Source organism: Pseudomonas sp. HPB0071, assembly GCF_000478505.2.
Lineage (GTDB): Bacteria > Pseudomonadota > Gammaproteobacteria > Pseudomonadales > Pseudomonadaceae > Chryseomonas > Chryseomonas luteola.
On the sequence record NZ_KI517368.1, the window covers coordinates 243,953 to 262,497 of the forward strand.

General features: G+C 50.8%; 10 protein-coding genes and 1 pseudogene. 9 read left to right on the forward strand and 2 right to left on the reverse strand.

Annotated features, from left to right (window positions below; genetic code table 11):
- Positions 1–1,295: 1,295 nt before the first annotated feature.
- The 4 genes from HMPREF1487_RS20745 to HMPREF1487_RS20760 all read left to right on the forward strand — a co-directional run bounded on the left by HMPREF1487_RS20745 (position 1,296) and on the right by HMPREF1487_RS20760 (position 8,061).
- Positions 1,296–2,444 carry an acyltransferase family protein gene (locus HMPREF1487_RS20745; RefSeq protein ID WP_010798696.1) on the forward strand — a complete coding sequence of 383 codons (1,149 nt, stop codon included), beginning with the start codon at positions 1,296–1,298 and terminating at the stop codon, positions 2,442–2,444.
- Positions 2,445–3,870: 1,426 nt separating this feature from the next.
- Complete coding sequence (locus HMPREF1487_RS20750) at positions 3,871–4,539, forward strand: ABC transporter ATP-binding protein (RefSeq protein ID WP_010798697.1); 669 nt, start codon at positions 3,871–3,873, stop codon at positions 4,537–4,539.
- A gap of 2 nt (positions 4,540–4,541) precedes the next feature.
- Positions 4,542–7,010 carry an ABC transporter permease gene (locus HMPREF1487_RS20755; protein ID WP_010798698.1) on the forward strand — a complete coding sequence of 823 codons (2,469 nt, stop codon included), beginning with the start codon at positions 4,542–4,544 and terminating at the stop codon, positions 7,008–7,010.
- Positions 7,000–8,061 (forward strand): lipocalin-like domain-containing protein, encoded by a 1,062-nt coding sequence (locus HMPREF1487_RS20760; protein ID WP_010798699.1) that lies wholly within the window; start codon positions 7,000–7,002, stop codon positions 8,059–8,061. The genes HMPREF1487_RS20755 and HMPREF1487_RS20760 overlap by 11 nt, the downstream gene beginning before the upstream one ends.
- A gap of 38 nt (positions 8,062–8,099) precedes the next feature.
- Here HMPREF1487_RS20760 and HMPREF1487_RS20765 read toward each other — a convergent pair whose 3' ends face one another.
- On the reverse strand, positions 8,100–10,925 hold the full coding sequence (locus tag HMPREF1487_RS20765) for a LysM peptidoglycan-binding domain-containing protein (RefSeq protein WP_010798700.1): 2,826 nt from the start codon (positions 10,923–10,925) through the stop codon (positions 8,100–8,102).
- A 527-nt stretch (positions 10,926–11,452) separates the two neighbouring features.
- Here HMPREF1487_RS20765 and HMPREF1487_RS20770 point away from each other — a divergent pair.
- Positions 11,453–12,491 (forward strand): annotated as a pseudogene (locus tag HMPREF1487_RS20770) (glycoside hydrolase family 5 protein); the annotation flags it as partial.
- A gap of 647 nt (positions 12,492–13,138) precedes the next feature.
- Here the strand turns inward: HMPREF1487_RS20770 and HMPREF1487_RS20775 are convergent.
- Positions 13,139–14,434 carry a hypothetical protein gene (locus HMPREF1487_RS20775; RefSeq protein ID WP_010798702.1) on the reverse strand — a complete coding sequence of 432 codons (1,296 nt, stop codon included), beginning with the start codon at positions 14,432–14,434 and terminating at the stop codon, positions 13,139–13,141.
- Between the two features lie 587 nt (positions 14,435–15,021).
- Here HMPREF1487_RS20775 and HMPREF1487_RS20780 point away from each other — a divergent pair.
- The 4 genes from HMPREF1487_RS20780 to HMPREF1487_RS20795 all read left to right on the forward strand — a co-directional run bounded on the left by HMPREF1487_RS20780 (position 15,022) and on the right by HMPREF1487_RS20795 (position 18,520).
- Entirely contained in the window at positions 15,022–15,291 is a 270-nt protein-coding gene (locus tag HMPREF1487_RS20780) for a hypothetical protein (protein WP_010798703.1), read from the forward strand.
- A gap of 469 nt (positions 15,292–15,760) precedes the next feature.
- Positions 15,761–16,171 (forward strand): response regulator, encoded by a 411-nt coding sequence (locus HMPREF1487_RS20785; protein WP_037031085.1) that lies wholly within the window; start codon positions 15,761–15,763, stop codon positions 16,169–16,171.
- A gap of 324 nt (positions 16,172–16,495) precedes the next feature.
- The gene (locus tag HMPREF1487_RS20790) at positions 16,496–18,121 is read left to right on the forward strand and encodes a methyl-accepting chemotaxis protein (protein WP_010798706.1); all 1,626 of its coding nucleotides are present in this window, start codon (positions 16,496–16,498) and stop codon (positions 18,119–18,121) included.
- A gap of 153 nt (positions 18,122–18,274) precedes the next feature.
- Positions 18,275–18,520, forward strand: a complete 246-nt coding sequence (locus HMPREF1487_RS20795) for a hypothetical protein (RefSeq protein WP_010798707.1) — start codon at positions 18,275–18,277, stop codon at positions 18,518–18,520.
- Positions 18,521–18,545 lie beyond the last annotated feature (25 nt).

Genomic DNA, 18,545 nt, shown 5'->3' on the forward strand with positions numbered 1-18,545 from the left:
CCCGTCCGCCGCTGAATCAGAGAGCAAGCTCTCCTCATCCGCTCGACTTGCATGTGTTAGGCCTGCCGCCAGCGTTCAATCTGAGCCATGATCAAACTCTTCAGTTCAAACATATCCGGGTTTTGAGAAAACCCTAAACTTGGCTCAGCAATCGCAAATAAACTCTCGAATTCACGAGTGTTACTTGTCTTGCTGATAATCTTGTCGATCCATCAGTCTTACAGCACAAGCACCCACACGAATTGCTTGATTCAACTTGTTAAAGAGCGGTTGGTTAAGACCTTGTCTCAACCGAGGCGCGCATTCTACGCTAACCTCTTGTCCTGTCAAGCATTTTGTTCAACCGGTCTAACCCGCTGAACCGCTTGCCGGACCTGCCGGATCAGGAAACCTGTTCTGGCAGCGGGAGGCGTATTCTACACAAGCCCAGAGGCTTGTCAACTACCGCTTCCCTCTTTCCGCTTCTGCCAGACCGGAGGCCTGACCCTGACTAAACAGCTAAGCCATTGATCTACAAGGCTTTTTGCTGTTCCGTTGCAGCGGAAGTGGGGCGCATTATAGGCCCCTCCGCTCACAGGTCAAGCTTTATTTGAACATCTTGAATAAGCGTTACGCAGAGAACTCTTTAAGAAAGAAGTCTAGATAGTGTGCCTCGATAGGTGCATGAGGTGCGAGGCATTTCACAAGAGTAAGACGGAATGCTCTACCACAAACGATTGAAGCTGACTCAGTTCTAATTTTGAAGCCGCTAAAAGGAACGGCTTTTAAACCTATCAGTCATTACCCTAGCTGCTATCTACCAGAAATGCTTAGCGCATAGAGAGCAGCTGGTTGATGAATTTACAAATACAGGGTTTCTAAATGGCTTTTTTCTCAAACAAAAGCAAAGTGGTAAGCATTAACGCAAGACGCTGCGCCAAAAGCCCTACTCAAATACATAGTGTTGAGGGGGATCGTAAGAACTCAGGAAACCAACCGCTATCCAGTCATAATCAGCACATAGGATTCTTTGGAATTTAGAAGCCGCTCGGGCTTGACCGCAATAGTCGCAACAGCCTATGGCTTACCACTGGGTTGCTTCTTTTCCTTTGATGACCGTCAGCCTTATGAAGGCCTCGTCATTGTCCATTCATTGGTCTTCCTAGCCGATGCCTTTCCGCATGGTCTTATGGTTTTTGTCGATTATCGTACTGTCCCTCTCTTACCAGGAGCAGATCCAAGCGCTCTTTCGACTAAAAATCTGCTAACCGTTAAAAAGGCTGGAAGAGCAACACTATTACGATATCAACTCCGCTATGACTGTAACGCTGGAATTACTGCTTATTTATGTGTTGTCCATGTTCTTTTTGGACAGATTATTCAGGCGTCTAAATATCCTGTCAGAGCAGGCGCTAACCCGATCCTCCCCTATTGACGCACTACGAGGCGTACTCTCTACCACTGTGGTCTGCTGCCACTTTATGGTGACCTACCAATGGAAGACCACTGGCGAATGGGCAGGCTCAGACAGCAGTGCGCTCCTGAACAATATGGGGGCGGTTCCCGTCACGCTCTTTTTCATGATTACAGGCTTTCTATTCTTTGGAAAAATTTATCAGCGCAAGCCTGACTGGCCACATATATTCCAGTCTCGATTCTGGAGAATCATGCCATTGTACGCATTCGTCGTGGCAGTAGTCGTATTTATCAGCTTGTATCGAACCGGATTTGATCTGGTATCGCTTACTCAACTGGCCAAGGAAAGCCTGAGATGGGTTGTTTTTCTTGGTGCCTCTTTTAATGGCTTTCAAGAGAGTCGCATCATTACGGCCGGCGTCCAGTGGACGTTGAAATATGAATGGTTCTTTTATCTAGCCCTTCCTGTTCTCGCAGCGCTGATCAACCGCGAAAACTATGGCCGCTACCTTGCCCTATCTCTCATCGTGGTAGTAGCTGCATTACCTGCAGCACAATTGGAAGTGTTAAAGCTCCATTTCTTGCTATTCTTTATTGCCGGATTTATCCCCGTGCTGATCAAGCGACACCGGCCAGCGTGGATTGATTATCTAAAGAAACCTGTCTATGGCGCTCTGGCAATAGCTCTCATTGCATATAGCATGACAATGCCGGATTACTTTTCTGTACCTCAGATTTTGCTTCTTAGCATAGCGTTCGCCATTATTGCACTGGGTAACGATCTATTTGGATTATTAAGTAGTTACGGTTTGAAGGCTTTAGGTGAAATTAGCTACAGCGTTTATTTGATTCACGGGCTGGTGCTATATAGCCTCTTTTCTTGGTTACAGGTCTATCCTTTTATAGACAGCAATGTTTCCCACTACATTATGCTTCTGCCTTTGGTGCTGGTATTGGTATGCGGGCTTTCCCTGTTAACTTTCCTGGGAATAGAAAAGCCTTTCATGTTGAAGCCGAGAAAAGGCGTAAACACCATACCGCCTCTCTAAAAAGATCTGGGTGTCATAGTTTCAACTATGACACCCATGTTTTCAATAATTTAAAATACCTAATAAACCAGAACGATTTCTAGATACTGTTTTGGCTTTAATTCTGAACATATCATTTGATCGAATGTCCTCATGCACCTAGAAGAAAATGAAACCCGATAAAGTGGGCTTTAAAAATTTTCCGTTAATCAAGCAAAAAGAAATTCTCTGGATGAAGCCAAAGCGATGTTTGCACCTAAACCTCCTTTAAATCATACGGATAAAAAGGCTCTACTGGAAAATGCAAGAATGCTATGAGTTTCACTTTCAATCACTAAATAAGTCCCCACCAGATGGCAAAGTATATCAGTCCCAACATGTCCAAAATTTACATAGCCTTTACCTGGAACGGGTATCGTCTTTACAACAGAAAGGCTTTAATGCGAGGGCAAGCGAACGATCCGTTGTTTGGTTTGTAACACGTCATCAGCCACCCCAGAAGCAGTGATTTCCCCCGTTGCTGCTTTTTTACTGGGGTGGTCTTTTTCAGGACGCACCAATCAAACGCGCGCTATCAAGGTAGCGTGAAGTGGCTAACGTTTGGTTAAGATCAGGCGTGCAAAGCTAGCTGCCAAACAGCGGCCTTACCGCAGTAAGGCGGAAACCGTTTGCCTTTAACGATGGGCGAGGCCGTGCGAGGAGCACCTATAACTGTCCAGATGCCACTTTCTGGACACGTCTGACCTGTTGTGCACTGGGTACCGATAGGGGTGATAGTAGGCATATCTACTACTTCTGCAGTATTACTTCTCATGACAATACAAACGTAGCTGACTATGGTCTGTTGAGGTTAACGCAGCGCTGTTGTTTTGAAACTGGCTTATATCGGCTGGTCTGCCAAAGATGACTAACGGCATGACTATGTATAAATGAGAACGATCTCCATGGCTCTGCTACGCTTAATCGGATGAAAGTCAACCAAAAAACCGTTACAGACTATTTAAGATAAGTTAATATCACATTGATATCACAGCATTGATCATCCAGTTATATAAATAAGGCACCTCATGCCTCACATCAGTACTGGCTATACTATGCATAAAAAAGGATGGCCTTAGGATTGGAGCTGCTATAGCAGAAAATAGTACTTGAGAAAGATACGATTACTTTTAGCAAAAGGCTCTGTTAAGCACGACTGCTTACCTGTGACCGAGTAATATTGCGTTATGATCTTCGATAGACCTTTATCTGAAACTCCTAAAGCCAACGACACCTCTTCGCTAGTCTAGTAAGCGGTTTTATTTTTACTGTATAAATTTCTTACATCGATCCTATCTCAAGAACTAAGTCATGAGATTTGGGTTCGATATGACCTCTTCGCAGATCATCCCAGCGATCGCTGTCTCTGGTTTGCTTGTGCGTTTACCAGACGTATCAAGGCTCACTTATGCTTCATGTGCGACAACTTCATAAAAGCTACCCCACCCCTCAGGGCATTCTGCCGGTACTTCGAGGTATAGATTTAGATCTGCAGCGTGGTGGCAGTCTGGCTCTTATGGGCGAGTCGGGAAGTGGTAAAAGCACACTCCTTCATCTTATCGCTGGACTCGACAAGGCAGATAGTGGCCGCATCGATATCGATGGAAAGGCATTACACTCACTTAACGAACAAGCGCTGGCTGACTGGCGTCGCTGTGAGATTGGCCTGATTTTTCAGCAGTTCAACCTCATCGGCAGTCTGACGGTAGAGGATAATCTAGCTTTTCAGGCGCGGCTTGCGGGACGGCACAATCCATTGTGGCAGGCCCAGCTTGCCGAGCAACTGGGTCTGAGCGAGTTATTGCAACGGTACCCAGAGCAGCTTTCGGGAGGACAACAACAGCGTGTGGCATTGGGTCGAGCCCTGGCATCACGTCCAGCGTTAGTACTGGCTGATGAACCGACCGGTAACCTGGACGAAGTAACTAGCGCCCAAGTACTCAAGCTGTTGCTGGATCTGGTAGACCGTAGTGGCTGTACGCTGCTAATGGTTACTCATAGCCCACAGGTAGCGGCACAGTTGCAGCAACGCGTCGTGTTGCGGGCAGGCCAAATTGCTACCCCTATGGGAAGCTGACCATGGGTGTTGTGTATTGGTCTGTGCGCAGCCTAATCAGTCACTGGCGAAAACACCCCGTGCAGTTTTTCAGTCTATTTACCGGGCTCTGGCTAGCCACGGCATTATTGACTGGCGTTCAGGCGCTTAATAGCCAGGCAAGGCAAAGCTATGCGCAGGCCAGTCAGCTCATTGGCGGTTTACCTCAAGCGACACTTTCTGCACGTAATGGCGGACTTATTTCTCAGGAAAGCTTTCTTGCGTTACGCCGACAGGGATGGCCTGTGTTACCAATGTTACAAGGCAGCGCCATTATTCAAGGTCAAACACGCCGTCTGCAAATCATGGGTATCGAACCAGTGAGCCTGCCGGTGGGCTCGTCCATAGCGGGCGAACCAACCGAAACACAGGACTTGATAGCGTTTATTAGTCCACCTGGGCAAACCTGGGTTGCTAACCAAACACTACATGAATTGAACCTGCAGGAGGGTGAGCAGCCTTACCTGGTTAATGGGCAACGCCTCCCGCCGATAACAGGTAAGTCAGGCATGGCTCCCGGCATGTTGCTAGTCGACATCGGAGTAGCCCAGCGGCTACTTGAGGCGCCGGACCAACTCTCACGTCTTGTTCTCCCAGCAGGTTTTCAGGCACCCCTTCCTTCTCCGTGGAATGAATGGTTGCAATGGCAGCCCCATTCAAATGAAAACGACCCGGGACAGCTCACCGAAAGTTTCCACCTCAACCTAATGGCGCTTGGGCTGTTAGCCTTTGCAGTTGGATTATTTATTGTACACGCGGCTATCGGGCTGGCCTTGGAGCAACGAAGACCCTTATTGCGTACATTGCGCGCCAGCGGTGTAAGTGTTCAAAAACTCCTGATAGCGCTGACTGGAGAACTGATAGCGCTCGCGTTGCTAGGGGGGCTGGCAGGTATTGTGAGCGGCTACGTACTGGCCAGCCTACTCTTACCGGACGTGGCAGCCAGCTTACGAGGTTTATATGGTGCTGAGGTGGCCGGAGAGCTCTCTCTCAGTCCAATCTGGTGGCTAGGTAGCCTGGGACTTAGCCTTCTGGGTGCGCTGTTGGCCGGCGCAAACAGTTTATGGCGCGCCGCTCGGTTGCCATTGCTAGGACTCGCCAATAGCGAGGCTTGGCATCAGGCCCACCGTGCCTGGCTAAAACGCCAAGGATGGATCGCCGCTGTTGCAGCAGTGGTTGCCTTCATTGCCTGGCTGACAGGCAATAGCCTGGCGGCAGGTTTCGTCATGATGGGCAGCCTACTGCTCGCGGCAGCTCTAGGTCTGCCGGTAGCGCTCAGCGGTCTGCTGAGACTGGCGCCTGCCTCCATGCGATCACCATTACTGGGCTGGTTTATTGCCGACTGCCGACAACAGTTACCTGGCCTGAGTCTGGCCCTCATGGCTTTGTTGTTAGCCCTTGCCGCTAATATTGGTGCCGGCAGTATGACAGAAGGGTTTCGGCATACCTTTAGTGTCTGGCTGGATCAGCGCCTTTCTGCCGAACTTTATATCCGCCCAGCTAGCCCGGATCAGGTGAAAGAGATGGCTAACTGGCTAACAGCGCGTCCTGAAGTTGACCGTGTTTTGGCAGGTCTTGAGCTTGAAACGCAATTGGGTGGTTGGCCTTTGACCATTGCAGGCGTAGAGGATGATGAGCTTTACCGCAACCATTGGCCCTTACTAGAGGCACGAGCAGGTAACCCTTGGGACGCACTCTTCAAGGGCGATAGCGTCATGCTTAGTGAACAACTGGCTCGGCATTTAAACGTTGAAATAGGCGACACGGTAAAACTACCGGCAGCCGAAGGGGCATGGCTTGCCAAGATCGTGGGTATCTACGCGGATTATGGAAACCCTCGTGGCCATGTTCTGGTAGATGCTAAGGCAATGAAAGCCCATTGGCCCAACCTGCCGGTAAGCCGTTATGCGCTGCGTATGGAGCCCTCCGCCGTTGGCAACCTGAAACAGGCCATCAAGGATACGTTTGCTCTCGATGACTCCCGTCTTGTGGATCAGGTACAGCTCAAACAATGGGCAACACAGGTGTTTGAGCGCACGTTCAGTGCAACCTCGGCCCTTAATACGCTGACGCTGGGCGTAGCAGGTGTTGCGCTCTTTATTGCTTTATTAACGCAAAGCCAGAGCCGCCTTGGGCAACTCGCGCCGTTATGGGCCATGGGTGTTACGCGGCGCCAGCTGATGCTGCTTAACTTAGGTCAGACGTGGCTGCTAACACTGCTAACACTGCTCCTGGCGATTCCGCTGGGCATTCTGCTGGCATGGTGCCTGGTAGCCGTGATTAATGTTCAGGCCTTTGGGTGGCGTTTGCCACTTCAGGTTTTTCCGGATCAGCTGATGCGTCTGGCAGGACTCGCTCTACTGGCTACCTGGCTGGCCTCAGCTTGGCCTCTCTGGACCCTGTGGCGGAGCCGCCCGGTTGACTTGCTGAGGGTACTGTCCGATGAACGCTAGGATTGGCTGTCTGGTTGTAGGCCTTTTTGTCCTAGGCGGATGCGATGACTCTTCATCCAAAGGACAAGGCTTTGCCGGTCTGGGCCAGGAAAGCAAGGGCTTTGCTCAGGTCGTACCGGGCAAGGTGTTCTCTTTTCCAGCCGATCATGGCGCCCATCCTGATTTTCGTATCGAGTGGTGGTATGTCACTGCCAACCTAAAGGACGCTGCCGGCAATGACTATGGCGTGCAATGGACGCTTTTTCGTAGTGCCATGCGTCCCGCAGCCGACCAGCCCGGCTGGGGCAACGGGAATCTGTGGTTAGGTCACGCGGGACTGACTACCCGCACGCAGCAATTCCATGCCCAGACACAGGCGCGAGGGGGCGTTGGACAGGCCGGCGTGACAGCTGAACCCTTTGCTGCCTGGATTGATGATTGGTCAATGCAAGGCGAAGCATCGTCAGATCTTAAAGTGCAAGCCCGTGGCGATACGTTCTCTTATCAGCTCCAGTTGACGTCAGATCAGCCACTTGTGCTCCAAGGGGACCAAGGCTTGAGTCGCAAGTCAGCCAGAGGCCAAGCGTCTTATTACTACAGCCAACCTTTTTTCCGCGCACAGGGTGTATTGAAAATCGAGGGCAAACCCGTGGCCGTAAGCGGCACGGCCTGGCTTGATCGCGAATGGAGTAGTCAGCCGCTCTCGGAAGATCAGCACGGATGGGACTGGTTTTCGCTACACCTGCAGGATGGTCGACAACTCATGGTGTTCCGCTTGCGACAGGCAGATGGCGATAACTACCTGAGCGGTACGTGGATAAAGGCCGACGGCCAGACCGAACCCCTGCAAAGAGACGAAATCGAGTTGAAAGCCTTGGATGAACATTTGATCGCGGGGCGGAAAATTCCAACGCGCTGGTCTTTGTCCCTAGTCAAACGCGGGCTTAACATTGAGGTGTCAGCCATTAATCCCAACGCTTGGATGGATGTGGGAACACCCTATTGGGAAGGGCCCGTACGCGTACAAGGCAGCGAAACCGGAATCGGCTATCTGGAAATGACAGGTTACTGAGCCTGCGCCGCGTTGATAGCAACGCAGGCTCAGCCCGATCAGCTTACTGCCAATCGGTCCAGGTCTAGCATGTCCAAGGTCTGATCAAGTTGGTAAACCGAATTGGGATAAGCAACGCCCATCTCCACGAAGTGAGGGTTCTCTTTGAGGCGCTGACTGAAATAGGTATCGGAAGTATCGTAGATCCAGGAGTTTGATTGGGATTGAGATTCCGGAAAGTCATCATAACTTCCCTTTCGCCTGTCCAGTACGCGGTGGAGGTTGTCCCGTAACAACAGTAGGCTTTCATTTGGCATGTTATTGATCCAGGTGACAAAGGCCTGCTGGTCCTGGTTATCCTGCAGATCAAGTCCCTTGAGTTCGGCGTAGCGTGAGAGCAACGGCAGGACGTTATAACCGTCTCCGCTCTGGTCTGAAAGTGCTTTTGCCGCCGCCTCATCAAGCCCAGCGTGAGTTAAAAATTGGCTGGTTTCCGGCGTTTGAAAGCGATTGGCCATTTCATGGTGTTTGATAACGTCACGAGTGCCCAATGTGATGGTCGAAAGCAGCACTACACCAAGGCCGATTGGGCCAAAAACAGTGCCTGTGCCCAAGGCTGATGTCACTCCTCCTGCTGCGGATAATGTATAGAGTGACGCTCCCACCGTATCGCCAGACTCCGCCGCCTTGCCTGCGTTGACCAGATCCAACAGCGAGCTGGCAACGCCCAAAACTTTTACCGCAGGACGAGAGCTACCGCCGGCCAATGTGTTTACCCAACCATCCTTGGGTATCTTACCCATGCCGATCAAGAGTTCGGTCGTCTTTTGGGCCGTGCCGGCAGCGTCAAGACAGACCTTAAGGATGGCTTCGGGGCTCTGGTGTTTATGTAACGCAACCCCGGAGCTTGCCAGTACGGCAGCGGCACCGGCCGCCCCGATCATCCTCAAGGTTTGGCCAGCGCGCGTCTGATTATCAAAGGTCCTGACACCATTGGTTGATTTGATATCGTCCAACTTGAGATTGAAGCGAGCGAGACGGTCGGTAATCTGCTCGGCTGTTTCGCCGGGCCTCGGCAATGCCTCTTTCAAGGCATCAATAGCCTTATTGAGATCCTTGTCTGGTATACCAAACAGATCAGCTACTGGGCCTTTTTTGAGCCCTTCCAGTTTGTTGAGGGCACTTTGGAGGCTGGCAGCATCTCCCGCCTTTACATTCTGAAACTCTGGCATCACCTTGTGCCGTAGAACCTGCGTAGCCACTTCCTCAAGAAACTTTCGACCACGATCCGTTGTTTTGCCAAACTGCCCAATCAGCTTCCATTGATCCAGATCGTTTGTCAGTTCCGGATATTGGGCCACCGCAGAACTCATGGCTGTAATTGCGTCGGGATTATCCAGTGTCCTGCGGATTTGGTCCTCAATCGCCTTGCGGTCACCTTTAAAATCTGCCGGAAGATTTTGCAGCGCCTGCAGCTGGTATAAGAGATCACGCCCGTCCTCAGCAACCTGATCTTTTAGCGCCTGGGTCTGCTCTTCCCACTCGGGCGGTCGCGAGTCAAGATAATCCTGGATGGCGTTATCCCGCTGCTCAGTAGTCATGACAGCGCCCCCATTCAAGGTGAGCCAATTGAGCTCTTCCATCTGTTTTCCATACGCCTGCAGATCATCCGTAACCTTTTTCTGGAACTGATCCAGGCCTGGCAGGATATCGCCCTCTAAAACATAGCGTATGTCGCCTTGGCCCACAAAGCTCAGCACCTGCAGCGGATAAGCTGGATTTGCTCCTTCGGCAATGCTCTGCACAGTTCCGGTCCGCTCGTAAAGTCCGAGCTCGACCAAGCGCTTGATGGTCTCCTCAGCACCGGGCTGACCGGCAATGCGTCCGGTTACGTTGACCAGATGATAGGCTCCTGACGAGCCTACCATGGGCGGGACTGGATTATCGCTGGGCTCGATCAATACCTTTTCCAGTCCGGGAATTGCCGCTTCGACGACCTTTGCCGCAAGATGCGGGTCAAGGTTTTGTGTCATGTTATCCAGTCGTTCGAATACAGTTTTCATCGGTACGAGCTGGCCAGACTGGTTATCCTGCTGATTCAAGGCGTCAAGCGCGTATTGCCCTGCACTTTGGAAGATCTCCTGGCCTGTTGATGACTGCAACAAAACCTCTTTTACATCAGGTGTAACGGTGGAGTAAGCCTTTCCTAGTGTCTCCAATGCGGCAACAGGATTCGGCGATGCGTTAATCTGCTGAACAATCTCCCTGACCTGCGCTTCCACGTCCGGACCCTTGTGGCTGGAAGGCGTCAGCACCAACCCCATCTGTTCGGCACCCTGCTCTATCGCTATCTGAGCCGGTCCGCTGTCCGTCCAGTCATGATCAAATAACCATTGCGCAGAGTCGTTACGCTCAGCGGCTGGCAAAGCGGACAAAAACGTCTGCACGTCTTGATTCAGTTGTTCGGTCTCTACTGCGTAATCGATCGCGCCGTCTGCAGTGTTAGCGTGTTCGATGGCATTACCTCGAGACTGCAGGTTTTCAAGGAACAGTGTTTTGCCATCAGGCTGTACGGCCAGCTGCTCTGGTGCTGGAGGAGGTAAAAAGACCACATCACCGGCGTGAATGTGATCAATATCAGAAATCTGCGGATTATGTTGGGCTGCCTCGTGCAGTGAGACGTAATGCTTCTTGGCGATACCCGTCATGGTGTCACCCGGCTCTACAACTACCTTTTGCTGCTGCAGGTGCGACTCAGGGAGTCTTGGTGCGTCCCCTTCAGGGCGCGGCGTTTCCTGGGATCGCTTGATAAACGCGCTAAATGAATGAAGTGCGGTGCGGAAGTTACTGCGAGAGGTTCCGGCATTATCGATCGGCATCGCCATGGCGTAATGTCCTCGGTAGGCTTCGGTCGTCAGCCTGACCAAGGATGCTTGGCTTAGATGAAAAGCACATGACACGTTAACGCCAAGCTGAAGTAACCATGCTTACGGCTCCATAAGGAACAATAACCTCTACACGTTAATACTCCGTCAGGATAAAAGGCTTATAGCCAGAAAATCATCATTGACCGATTGCTTAATACAGTAAAACAACAAGAATCCGTCAGGTCATGAAATTACTTTGCCATTACTTTATTTTCATGATACTCGGGCCGACGAATGGTAATGCGCGTTTTAACCAATAAAAACCTTATAAAAATCAGTCGCTTAAATTATCAAATAAAGCTTTATTTGGCTTTGTTTCAATTCATGTCAATGTTTTGGCATATCGCTTGTATAGCTCAGTACGCAGAGCACAGAGCGCGCTCCGCTTGGCAGTAGCCTAGCCAATTCTTTTTAATTCTGAGCCTCCGCCTGATCTTGCAGTACAGGAAATGGTCGCGGTTGGTCACAGCAGTCTGGTGATACCAATGTTTTTTTCGAAACTGTTAAAGAAAAGCCTTCCCCTAGCAGCCGCCTTGGCGCTTGGAACCACTTATGTACAAGCCGAACCGGTCGATCTGGTTAGTCTGAACCTGTCCGGTGCGGGATTTGCTCCCCATGTTCTACCTGGAATCAATGGCACCAACTATATTTTTCCAGTGGAATCCTATTTCCAGCAGTGGAGCGCCAGGGGTATCAAGACATTCCGCTTCCCCATCATCTGGGAGCGCCTGCAACCCAAGCTGGGTGGCCCGCTGGATCCAGCCTATGTTGCGTTGATCGACCGCACCTTTGGTTATGCGCAAAAGCACAACATCAAGATCATTCTGGACCTGCATAACTATGCACGCTATCGCGGCCAGGTGATTGGCACCAGTGGCGTTCCGTATGCGCGCTACCAGGAGATCATGACCAAGATTGCCCAGCAGTGGAGTAATCAACCCGCCCTGTACGCCTACGACATCATGAATGAGCCCAACGGGGCCCTGGCCTACTGGGCGACCGCTGCGCAATACGGTATCAACGGTGTGCGCGCCGTAGACAAGACCCGCCCGATCATTGTGGAAGGTAACGGCTGGTCGAGCGCTACGCGCTGGGCGGAGTGGAATGATCCCTTGCTGAACCTGAAGGATCCGTCCAACAACATCATTTTCTCGGCGCACTCGTATTTCGATGAGAACGCCGGTGGCAGCTATGGTGACGTAGACGTCAACAAGCTCGACGTGATGTATGGCGTGAATCGGGTCAAGCCGTTCGTAGAGTGGCTGAAAAAGCATGGTAAGCGTGGCTACATTGGTGAGTTCGGCGTACCGGATAACAACCCGCGCTGGAACATCCTGATGGACAATATGCTGGCCTACCTGAAAGAGAATTGCGTACCGGCATCCTACTGGGCGGCAGGCCCGGGTTGGGGCAACTATTTCATGTCGGTTGAGCCTATCAATGGTGTAGAGCGCCCGCAGTGGCCGACCCTTAAGAAGTACATGGACAGCAGCAGCTGTACGGAAATAGGCCCTAAGAAAGCAGCAACAACTTCGCCTGCACCTACACCGACCATTGTTGCGCCGGCACCATCCACTACGACGGGTTCCGTGACCAGCACCATCAACAATTTTACCAACACCGATTGGCTCAATGGTGTGTATCGTAAGAAGGCTGGCTTCTCAGTACCGGGCACGACCGCCAACAAAGCCGCCTTTCAGGTAGGCAAGTCGGTTAAGCTAGCGGATGGTCAGGTCCGCAAGATTACCTATGTGCAGGCTGGCACTAATCTAGGTGTCTATGTTGATGGCGCGGCAGTCAATGGATCGGTCGTAGGTTATCCCAAGACGCTGACTGTTTTGTCTAAATAACAACAGTCTCTTACCTACGGGCTGTGATGGATTGTATCTGGAGCTAGGGACAGCTCCTTATCTTTACTTTTTCTCCCTCCGTAATAGGCCAGGTGCGTTCGTATCAGACGCGTATTTTGCCAGCCCATACCAGATTCCCTACGTAAGACAACAAAACGGCATTCTCTAGCAGCTACATAAGCTGATCGTTATTGCCTCGCTATGCATCATCTCTCCTGTAATCTCTTCTGAGTCAACCTATCTGCTTGATCTGGCTTTACTGGCATCCCTTAAAGGAAAAGGCCGGGTATAAGCCCAGCCTTTTCCTTTATTAAAGATGAATCAGGTCATGCCTCTCATTCCTCTGGCGCCAGACAACGACTCAAGCCGCGCTGGGTATGGATACGGTACCGCTGCGATTTCGTCAGTAGCTCTGGCTGTATGTTGATAGTGTGTTTTGAGTGCCTGTAGGGCGAGAAGAAAAGCCGTAGGTGCTTGATACTCGAACACACCTACCAACGGCCACATGGCAAGGTTGGCCAGGAAGAACGCCAGCGTAAAGTCCAAGTTGGGATTTAACTTCGTTGCAACCCTATAGTGGATGAACAAGCCAATCGGAATAATGGCAAATGTCAGGAATCCGAAGCGGAATAAGGTACCAATTACCCCTACGTCAGACAGAAAGAAGTAGTTGCTGAAGAACCGTTTGAACCCATCATTCCACATCAGGCTCAAGCTGCCGCTAGGAACCCAATTGTATTCATGCAAATGGTTCATGATGGCGGCAATGGTGTTTTCCCGCACATTGTCCGTAGGCCCGCTCTCCACCGATTGCATATAGAAGTCAAGGTTGAGCCCCAAGCTATCGAGGATATGCGGGTTCACCAATATCGGAAAGAGCGCAATGCTACCCAGGATCATGGGCATCACCATGCGGCTTTTCAGACACATCGCGGTAAAGAGAAAGCAGATCACGATGACCTGTCTTGTCTGCATGACAAAGACAATCGTGGCCAGAAAGACAAACGCCAGGATGCCATAGAGCACTTTTGACTTTGGAGCGCCGTTCAGGGGAGATCGTCCATGCCCCATGAAATAGACGCTAAGGCAGTAGGAGAAGATGATGGCCGCTGCGCCGGGCGAGGCACGCCCGGGACGACTAAGGTCAAGCACCTGCTCACGAAGATCGGGCAGCACGCCTGCATAGGAAAGCCAGGAAAGCCCAACGGAGATGAGACCGACCAGCAGTATCAGCTGCTCGAATTGGGTAGCGGTTACACGCTTTGCAAAATAGACAATAACGAAAAAGCTGAAACAGAACAGGACACGACGCTCTTCAATCAATCCATAGAACAGCGGCTGCCCATAAAAAAGATTTGAAAATAACGCAGGTAGAAAACAGAACACAAAGGCAGAAAAAAGGCAAAAACTCAAGCCGAGGTTGTAGTCCTGCTTGTTGGCCGGAGGTGTACCTGTAAGAAGAAGCGCTGTAAAACCCAAGCATATCGCCAAGTACAATTCACTGACGTACTTTACGCCAATAGGGTTTGTGTGCCCTTGCTCGAACACACCAAATTGAAAAATAAGAAGAATAAACAAACATACGTAATAGACGTTACGCTTGCTAACCGTGATCATTAATTTTATGTCCTTTACATGCGGTTTGTTTTCGAAACCACCAAGCGTGCCAACCCACACCAATCTGTTGAGGGATCATAAAGCTAGTGGCGACGCAGACGCTGTCAAGGCAGGCAATGGACTACTTAGATCAATGCTTGAAACAGACAAGCTTAGTATTGCGGGCAATTATTACCGTCATATTGGCTCAAATAACCAGACTACTGTAACGGTACGAGTGATTTCGAAAGAATACTGGCTATTTGCCTTCTATTGATAAATAACTTATAAATCATCAAAACAAATTCATAGTACGTTCATTACAAAAGCAAGTGACAAAAAACCTTGGTTTTGTGAGTTTGCCAGCATAAATACTTTGAATTAGTTCTCTTCTTTAGTAATAGATCACCCCTCCCGCAGCTTATTAGGACCTTTTTAACCAAGGCTCACTACAGGACCCGCATAGCGATCAGATGCAGGGTGGAGGCGGAGCATAAGAAAGGCTTTGACTGGGCAGGAAAACCTTTAGACGAGTGGGAAGAGTCTTCAAGAATCTCTTGAAGTAGCCTGACTCTAACTAGATAACACCCAACGATGTAGCCGATTCTATGAATGCCTTGATCATGCTTGTTGACTCGGCCCGTGACCGTTATCAAGTCGATACCTTACTAAAACCTGACGGGACACTGGTTATTACCGCACTACCTGTTGAAGGAGGCTATCCACTTGAGTGGATCTTAACGCCTGACCAGGCGCGTAACCGTCTGCTTTTGGAAACGGTCCTGATGGATATCCAGCGTCGGCTTAACCAGCCGGCATCCAATAGCCATGAATTTACCCATGATGATGATCCATTACATCATGGCTCGCTCGGGTAGTAATTATTTACCCCTCTTTATCACAGTGCTTTTACAGTGCTTCTCATGTTCCTTGCCACACTTGCAGCACAAAGCACTTCTAGTGTGACGTCCGTACCGGATGGGCTAAACGCGTGTTGCACCCTCTCCATCTTGGTGGGTAGCCACATGGAAGGTTCTCTGATTTTGCCTTTTGTCACCATTACAGGACGTCCAACTCGCATGATGCGTAAATCTCCTTTTCCGCCTATGTCTTGCGCCTTGCTTTCTGCCGGCGGGAGATGGGGTGCATGCCCGCTCATATGATTGGACCGGCACAACCCTAAGGTCCCGAAAACCTAGCCATCTGCATTGCACACATTGACCACCGTCACTACTAAACCTCTGGGCATAGGGTTGGGCTCTCCATAATTTACGGCTTCGTGCGCTAACCGGTGGGCAGATGCATATCACTTCGGAAACGGGGCAAGGAATACGGGTATGTCTATATTTGACTCGCGCAGAAGAAAAGGCCGTAAATACCGCAAGTGAGCCCATTCAAGAACAGTTGCTCCTTACCGTTACTGGCGGGGCAGTACGGGTTGTGGATTACGAGCCGACTATCCGTATGCTGGTCGTGGAGATTCTTGAAGAACTCGGCTCCCACGCCCTGATAGCTGAAGATGGCGCTTCTGGCTTGGCAATCCTGCAATCCGATACCGCTATCGGCCTGTTAGTTTCCGATGTTGGGCTAACGGAAGACAGATGGCTGACGCCGCCGCGTATTAGCCGCCCTGACCTCAAGGTGCTATTTATCACAGGTTATGCTGAGAGCGCTGTGGTAGGCGATGGAAACCTGGAAATCGACACGCCTATTATGACCAGCCCCTTCACGGTCGATATATTGACCGAGCGAATCTAACAGTTGATTGAAGGTAGTTAACTGGCGGTTTTTCAGCTCCTTCTTGGACGGGTCATCTTTATAGTTGGACAGGCTATGCTCTACCAGCTTGAGCACACTGCAGACTCTGCATTCATAGCTGCGCCTGGTAGTTAGCTTTTTAGGAATGTCGCAGTAGAAAACAGGTAGCTGGTAGAGGTTCGCTTTCAAGAACGCTTGAGCCATGGATGCAGTGAGCTTTATCCGTCACTGAATAAATTCAAGCCTCAAGACTGACCGCCGATACATGTCATCAGACAACAAAAATTCGGCGTGCTTTCGCCTCTACTTTTGCGGATGACAAATATGCTACTACGCAGTTGGAACATAGCCCCCCGGGCTGCGCTTGGGTTTGGCCTGATCGCGCTGATGGTTGCTTTTCTAGGTATTTTCTCGCTAGGCAAGATGTCCAACATCCGTGACCGTAGTGTGGCTATAGAAGCAGAATGGGTACCCAGCATCCGCATCGTAGATAGCATCCGGGAAAACATGCTGCGTATTCGCACCATTTCCTTGCGCATGGCGCTTGATCCCGACCCTAAAAGCATCGACACCTATGCCAGCCAGTATGAGGCCCGTAATAAGGTTTTGATGGATAACATCAAGGCGTTTGAGGTCTTTGTCGATACGCCCGAAGAGCAACGCCTGTACGGACAATTCAAACAGGATTTTGCAGTCTACCAGCAGGGTATGACCAACTCGTTTGTCCTGGCCCGCCAAGGCGATACTGTCGCCCTGAATAAACTCACTCTGGTTGACATGAAGCCTGTCATCGATGGCACTGGCAAGACATTGGGCGAGCTGGGAGACTACTATGCACAAGGGATCGAGCTCGAAGGAAAGAGTTCGGCGGAACAATACGCCAGCTCTCGCGCCATTGTTATCCTCGTGATTGCCTTGGCGGCCCTAGCTACCGTGCTTATGGCCTGGCTTCTGACGCAAAGTATCGTCAGGCCCCTGCAGAGTGCTGTGCGCGCCGCACAACAGGTTGCCAAAGGAGACCTGACCACTCACATTGAAGTCAGCGGTAGCGATGAGGTCAATCAGCTTCAGGTAGCACTGCGCCAGATGCAGGACAATCTGCGTAACACCCTGGCTCAGATTTCAGGGTCATCAACCCAACTGGCGGCAGCAGCTGATGAACTCAACGCCGTGACCGAAGAAGCCAGCCGCGGCTTGCAACAGCAAAACGATGAGATTGAGCAGGCCGCTACCGCTGTAAACGAGATGAGCGCAGCGGTTGATGAGGTAGCACGTAACGCAGTATCGACATCTGAGGCCTCCAAGACCTCGACCCAGTCAGCACAGGCCGGTCATGTTCGAGTCAATGAAACCATTACAGCCATCACAGACCTGTCGGAAGAGGTTCAGTCTACCTCCGTACTGGTAAGACAACTTGCCGATCGATCGCAGGAAATTGGCAAGGTGCTGGATGTTATTCGTGCCATTGCAGAACAAACCAATCTACTGGCGCTGAATGCTGCGATCGAAGCTGCCCGTGCAGGCGAATCCGGCCGAGGTTTTGCTGTAGTGGCTGACGAGGTAAGAGCGCTCGCTCATCGTACGCAACAGTCGACGCTTGAGATCGAGCAAATGGTCTCTGGCATGCGCAACGGCGCAAGTCAGGCTTTGAACTCCATGCAGATCAGCAGCACTCGCGCTCATTCCACACGGGAGCTGGCAGAAAGTGCAGGCCAGGCGCTAAGCGAGATTACGTCGTCGATCAGCGAAATGTATGAGCGTAACCTGGTAATTGCCAGCGCAGCCGAAGAGCAGGCTCAGGTAGCCAGGGAAGTTGACCGTAACCTTGTCAATATCCGTGATCTATCCGTGCAGTCTGCCACAGGCGCGCATCAAACCAGCGCGTCCAGCCATGAGCTGTCACGTCTAGCGGCTGAGCTTAACTCTCTGGTCAATCGCTTCAAGGTCTGATCGTTTATTCAATGATCGCTTTACGACAGAAAAGATGTGAAAGCCCTCTTTAGCAGAGGGCTTTTTTGTTGAAAGCTGGCCAGATCTTCAGATGGATTGCTCTTTACGAGTGAAACAGTGGCCTATGCTTAAGTTAAGCATGAGGCACACTCCATGAACCTGATAGCCGACAAACTTGCGCGTCTCGATCCGCCGCTTAAGTTTCTTTTTGAACCACGCGGCACAGACATGCTTTTGACCTTGATCGACCCGGCCGTTCCTGCACGCGTGCAGCGCCGCCTCGATCCTAAGCTCATGATGAATAAGGATGCGCTAAACCTAACCCTGGTTTATGCCGTCAATGAACTACGTGCAAAAGGCTCCCATGTGCCTTTGGAGAAGGATTACATTTTTATCTGATACCTCTTCGACCCACCAAATGGAA

What these genes read in the sequence shown, in the direction of transcription:
- HMPREF1487_RS20755 (WP_010798698.1), top strand. Translation starts at nt 4,542, where the DNA reads ATGGGTGTTGTGTATTGGTCTGTGCGCAGCCTAATCAGTCACTGGCGA.
- HMPREF1487_RS20790 (WP_010798706.1), top strand. Translation starts at nt 16,496, where the DNA reads ATGCTACTACGCAGTTGGAACATAGCCCCCCGGGCTGCGCTTGGGTTT.
- HMPREF1487_RS20765 (WP_010798700.1), bottom strand. Translation starts at nt 10,925, where the DNA reads ATGGCGATGCCGATCGATAATGCCGGAACCTCTCGCAGTAACTTCCGC.
- HMPREF1487_RS20760 (WP_010798699.1), top strand. Translation starts at nt 7,000, where the DNA reads ATGAACGCTAGGATTGGCTGTCTGGTTGTAGGCCTTTTTGTCCTAGGC.
- HMPREF1487_RS20750 (WP_010798697.1), top strand. Translation starts at nt 3,871, where the DNA reads ATGCTTCATGTGCGACAACTTCATAAAAGCTACCCCACCCCTCAGGGC.
- HMPREF1487_RS20745 (WP_010798696.1), top strand. Translation starts at nt 1,296, where the DNA reads ATGACTGTAACGCTGGAATTACTGCTTATTTATGTGTTGTCCATGTTC.
- HMPREF1487_RS20780 (WP_010798703.1), top strand. Translation starts at nt 15,022, where the DNA reads ATGAATGCCTTGATCATGCTTGTTGACTCGGCCCGTGACCGTTATCAA.
- HMPREF1487_RS20795 (WP_010798707.1), top strand. Translation starts at nt 18,275, where the DNA reads ATGAACCTGATAGCCGACAAACTTGCGCGTCTCGATCCGCCGCTTAAG.
- HMPREF1487_RS20775 (WP_010798702.1), bottom strand. Translation starts at nt 14,434, where the DNA reads ATGATCACGGTTAGCAAGCGTAACGTCTATTACGTATGTTTGTTTATT.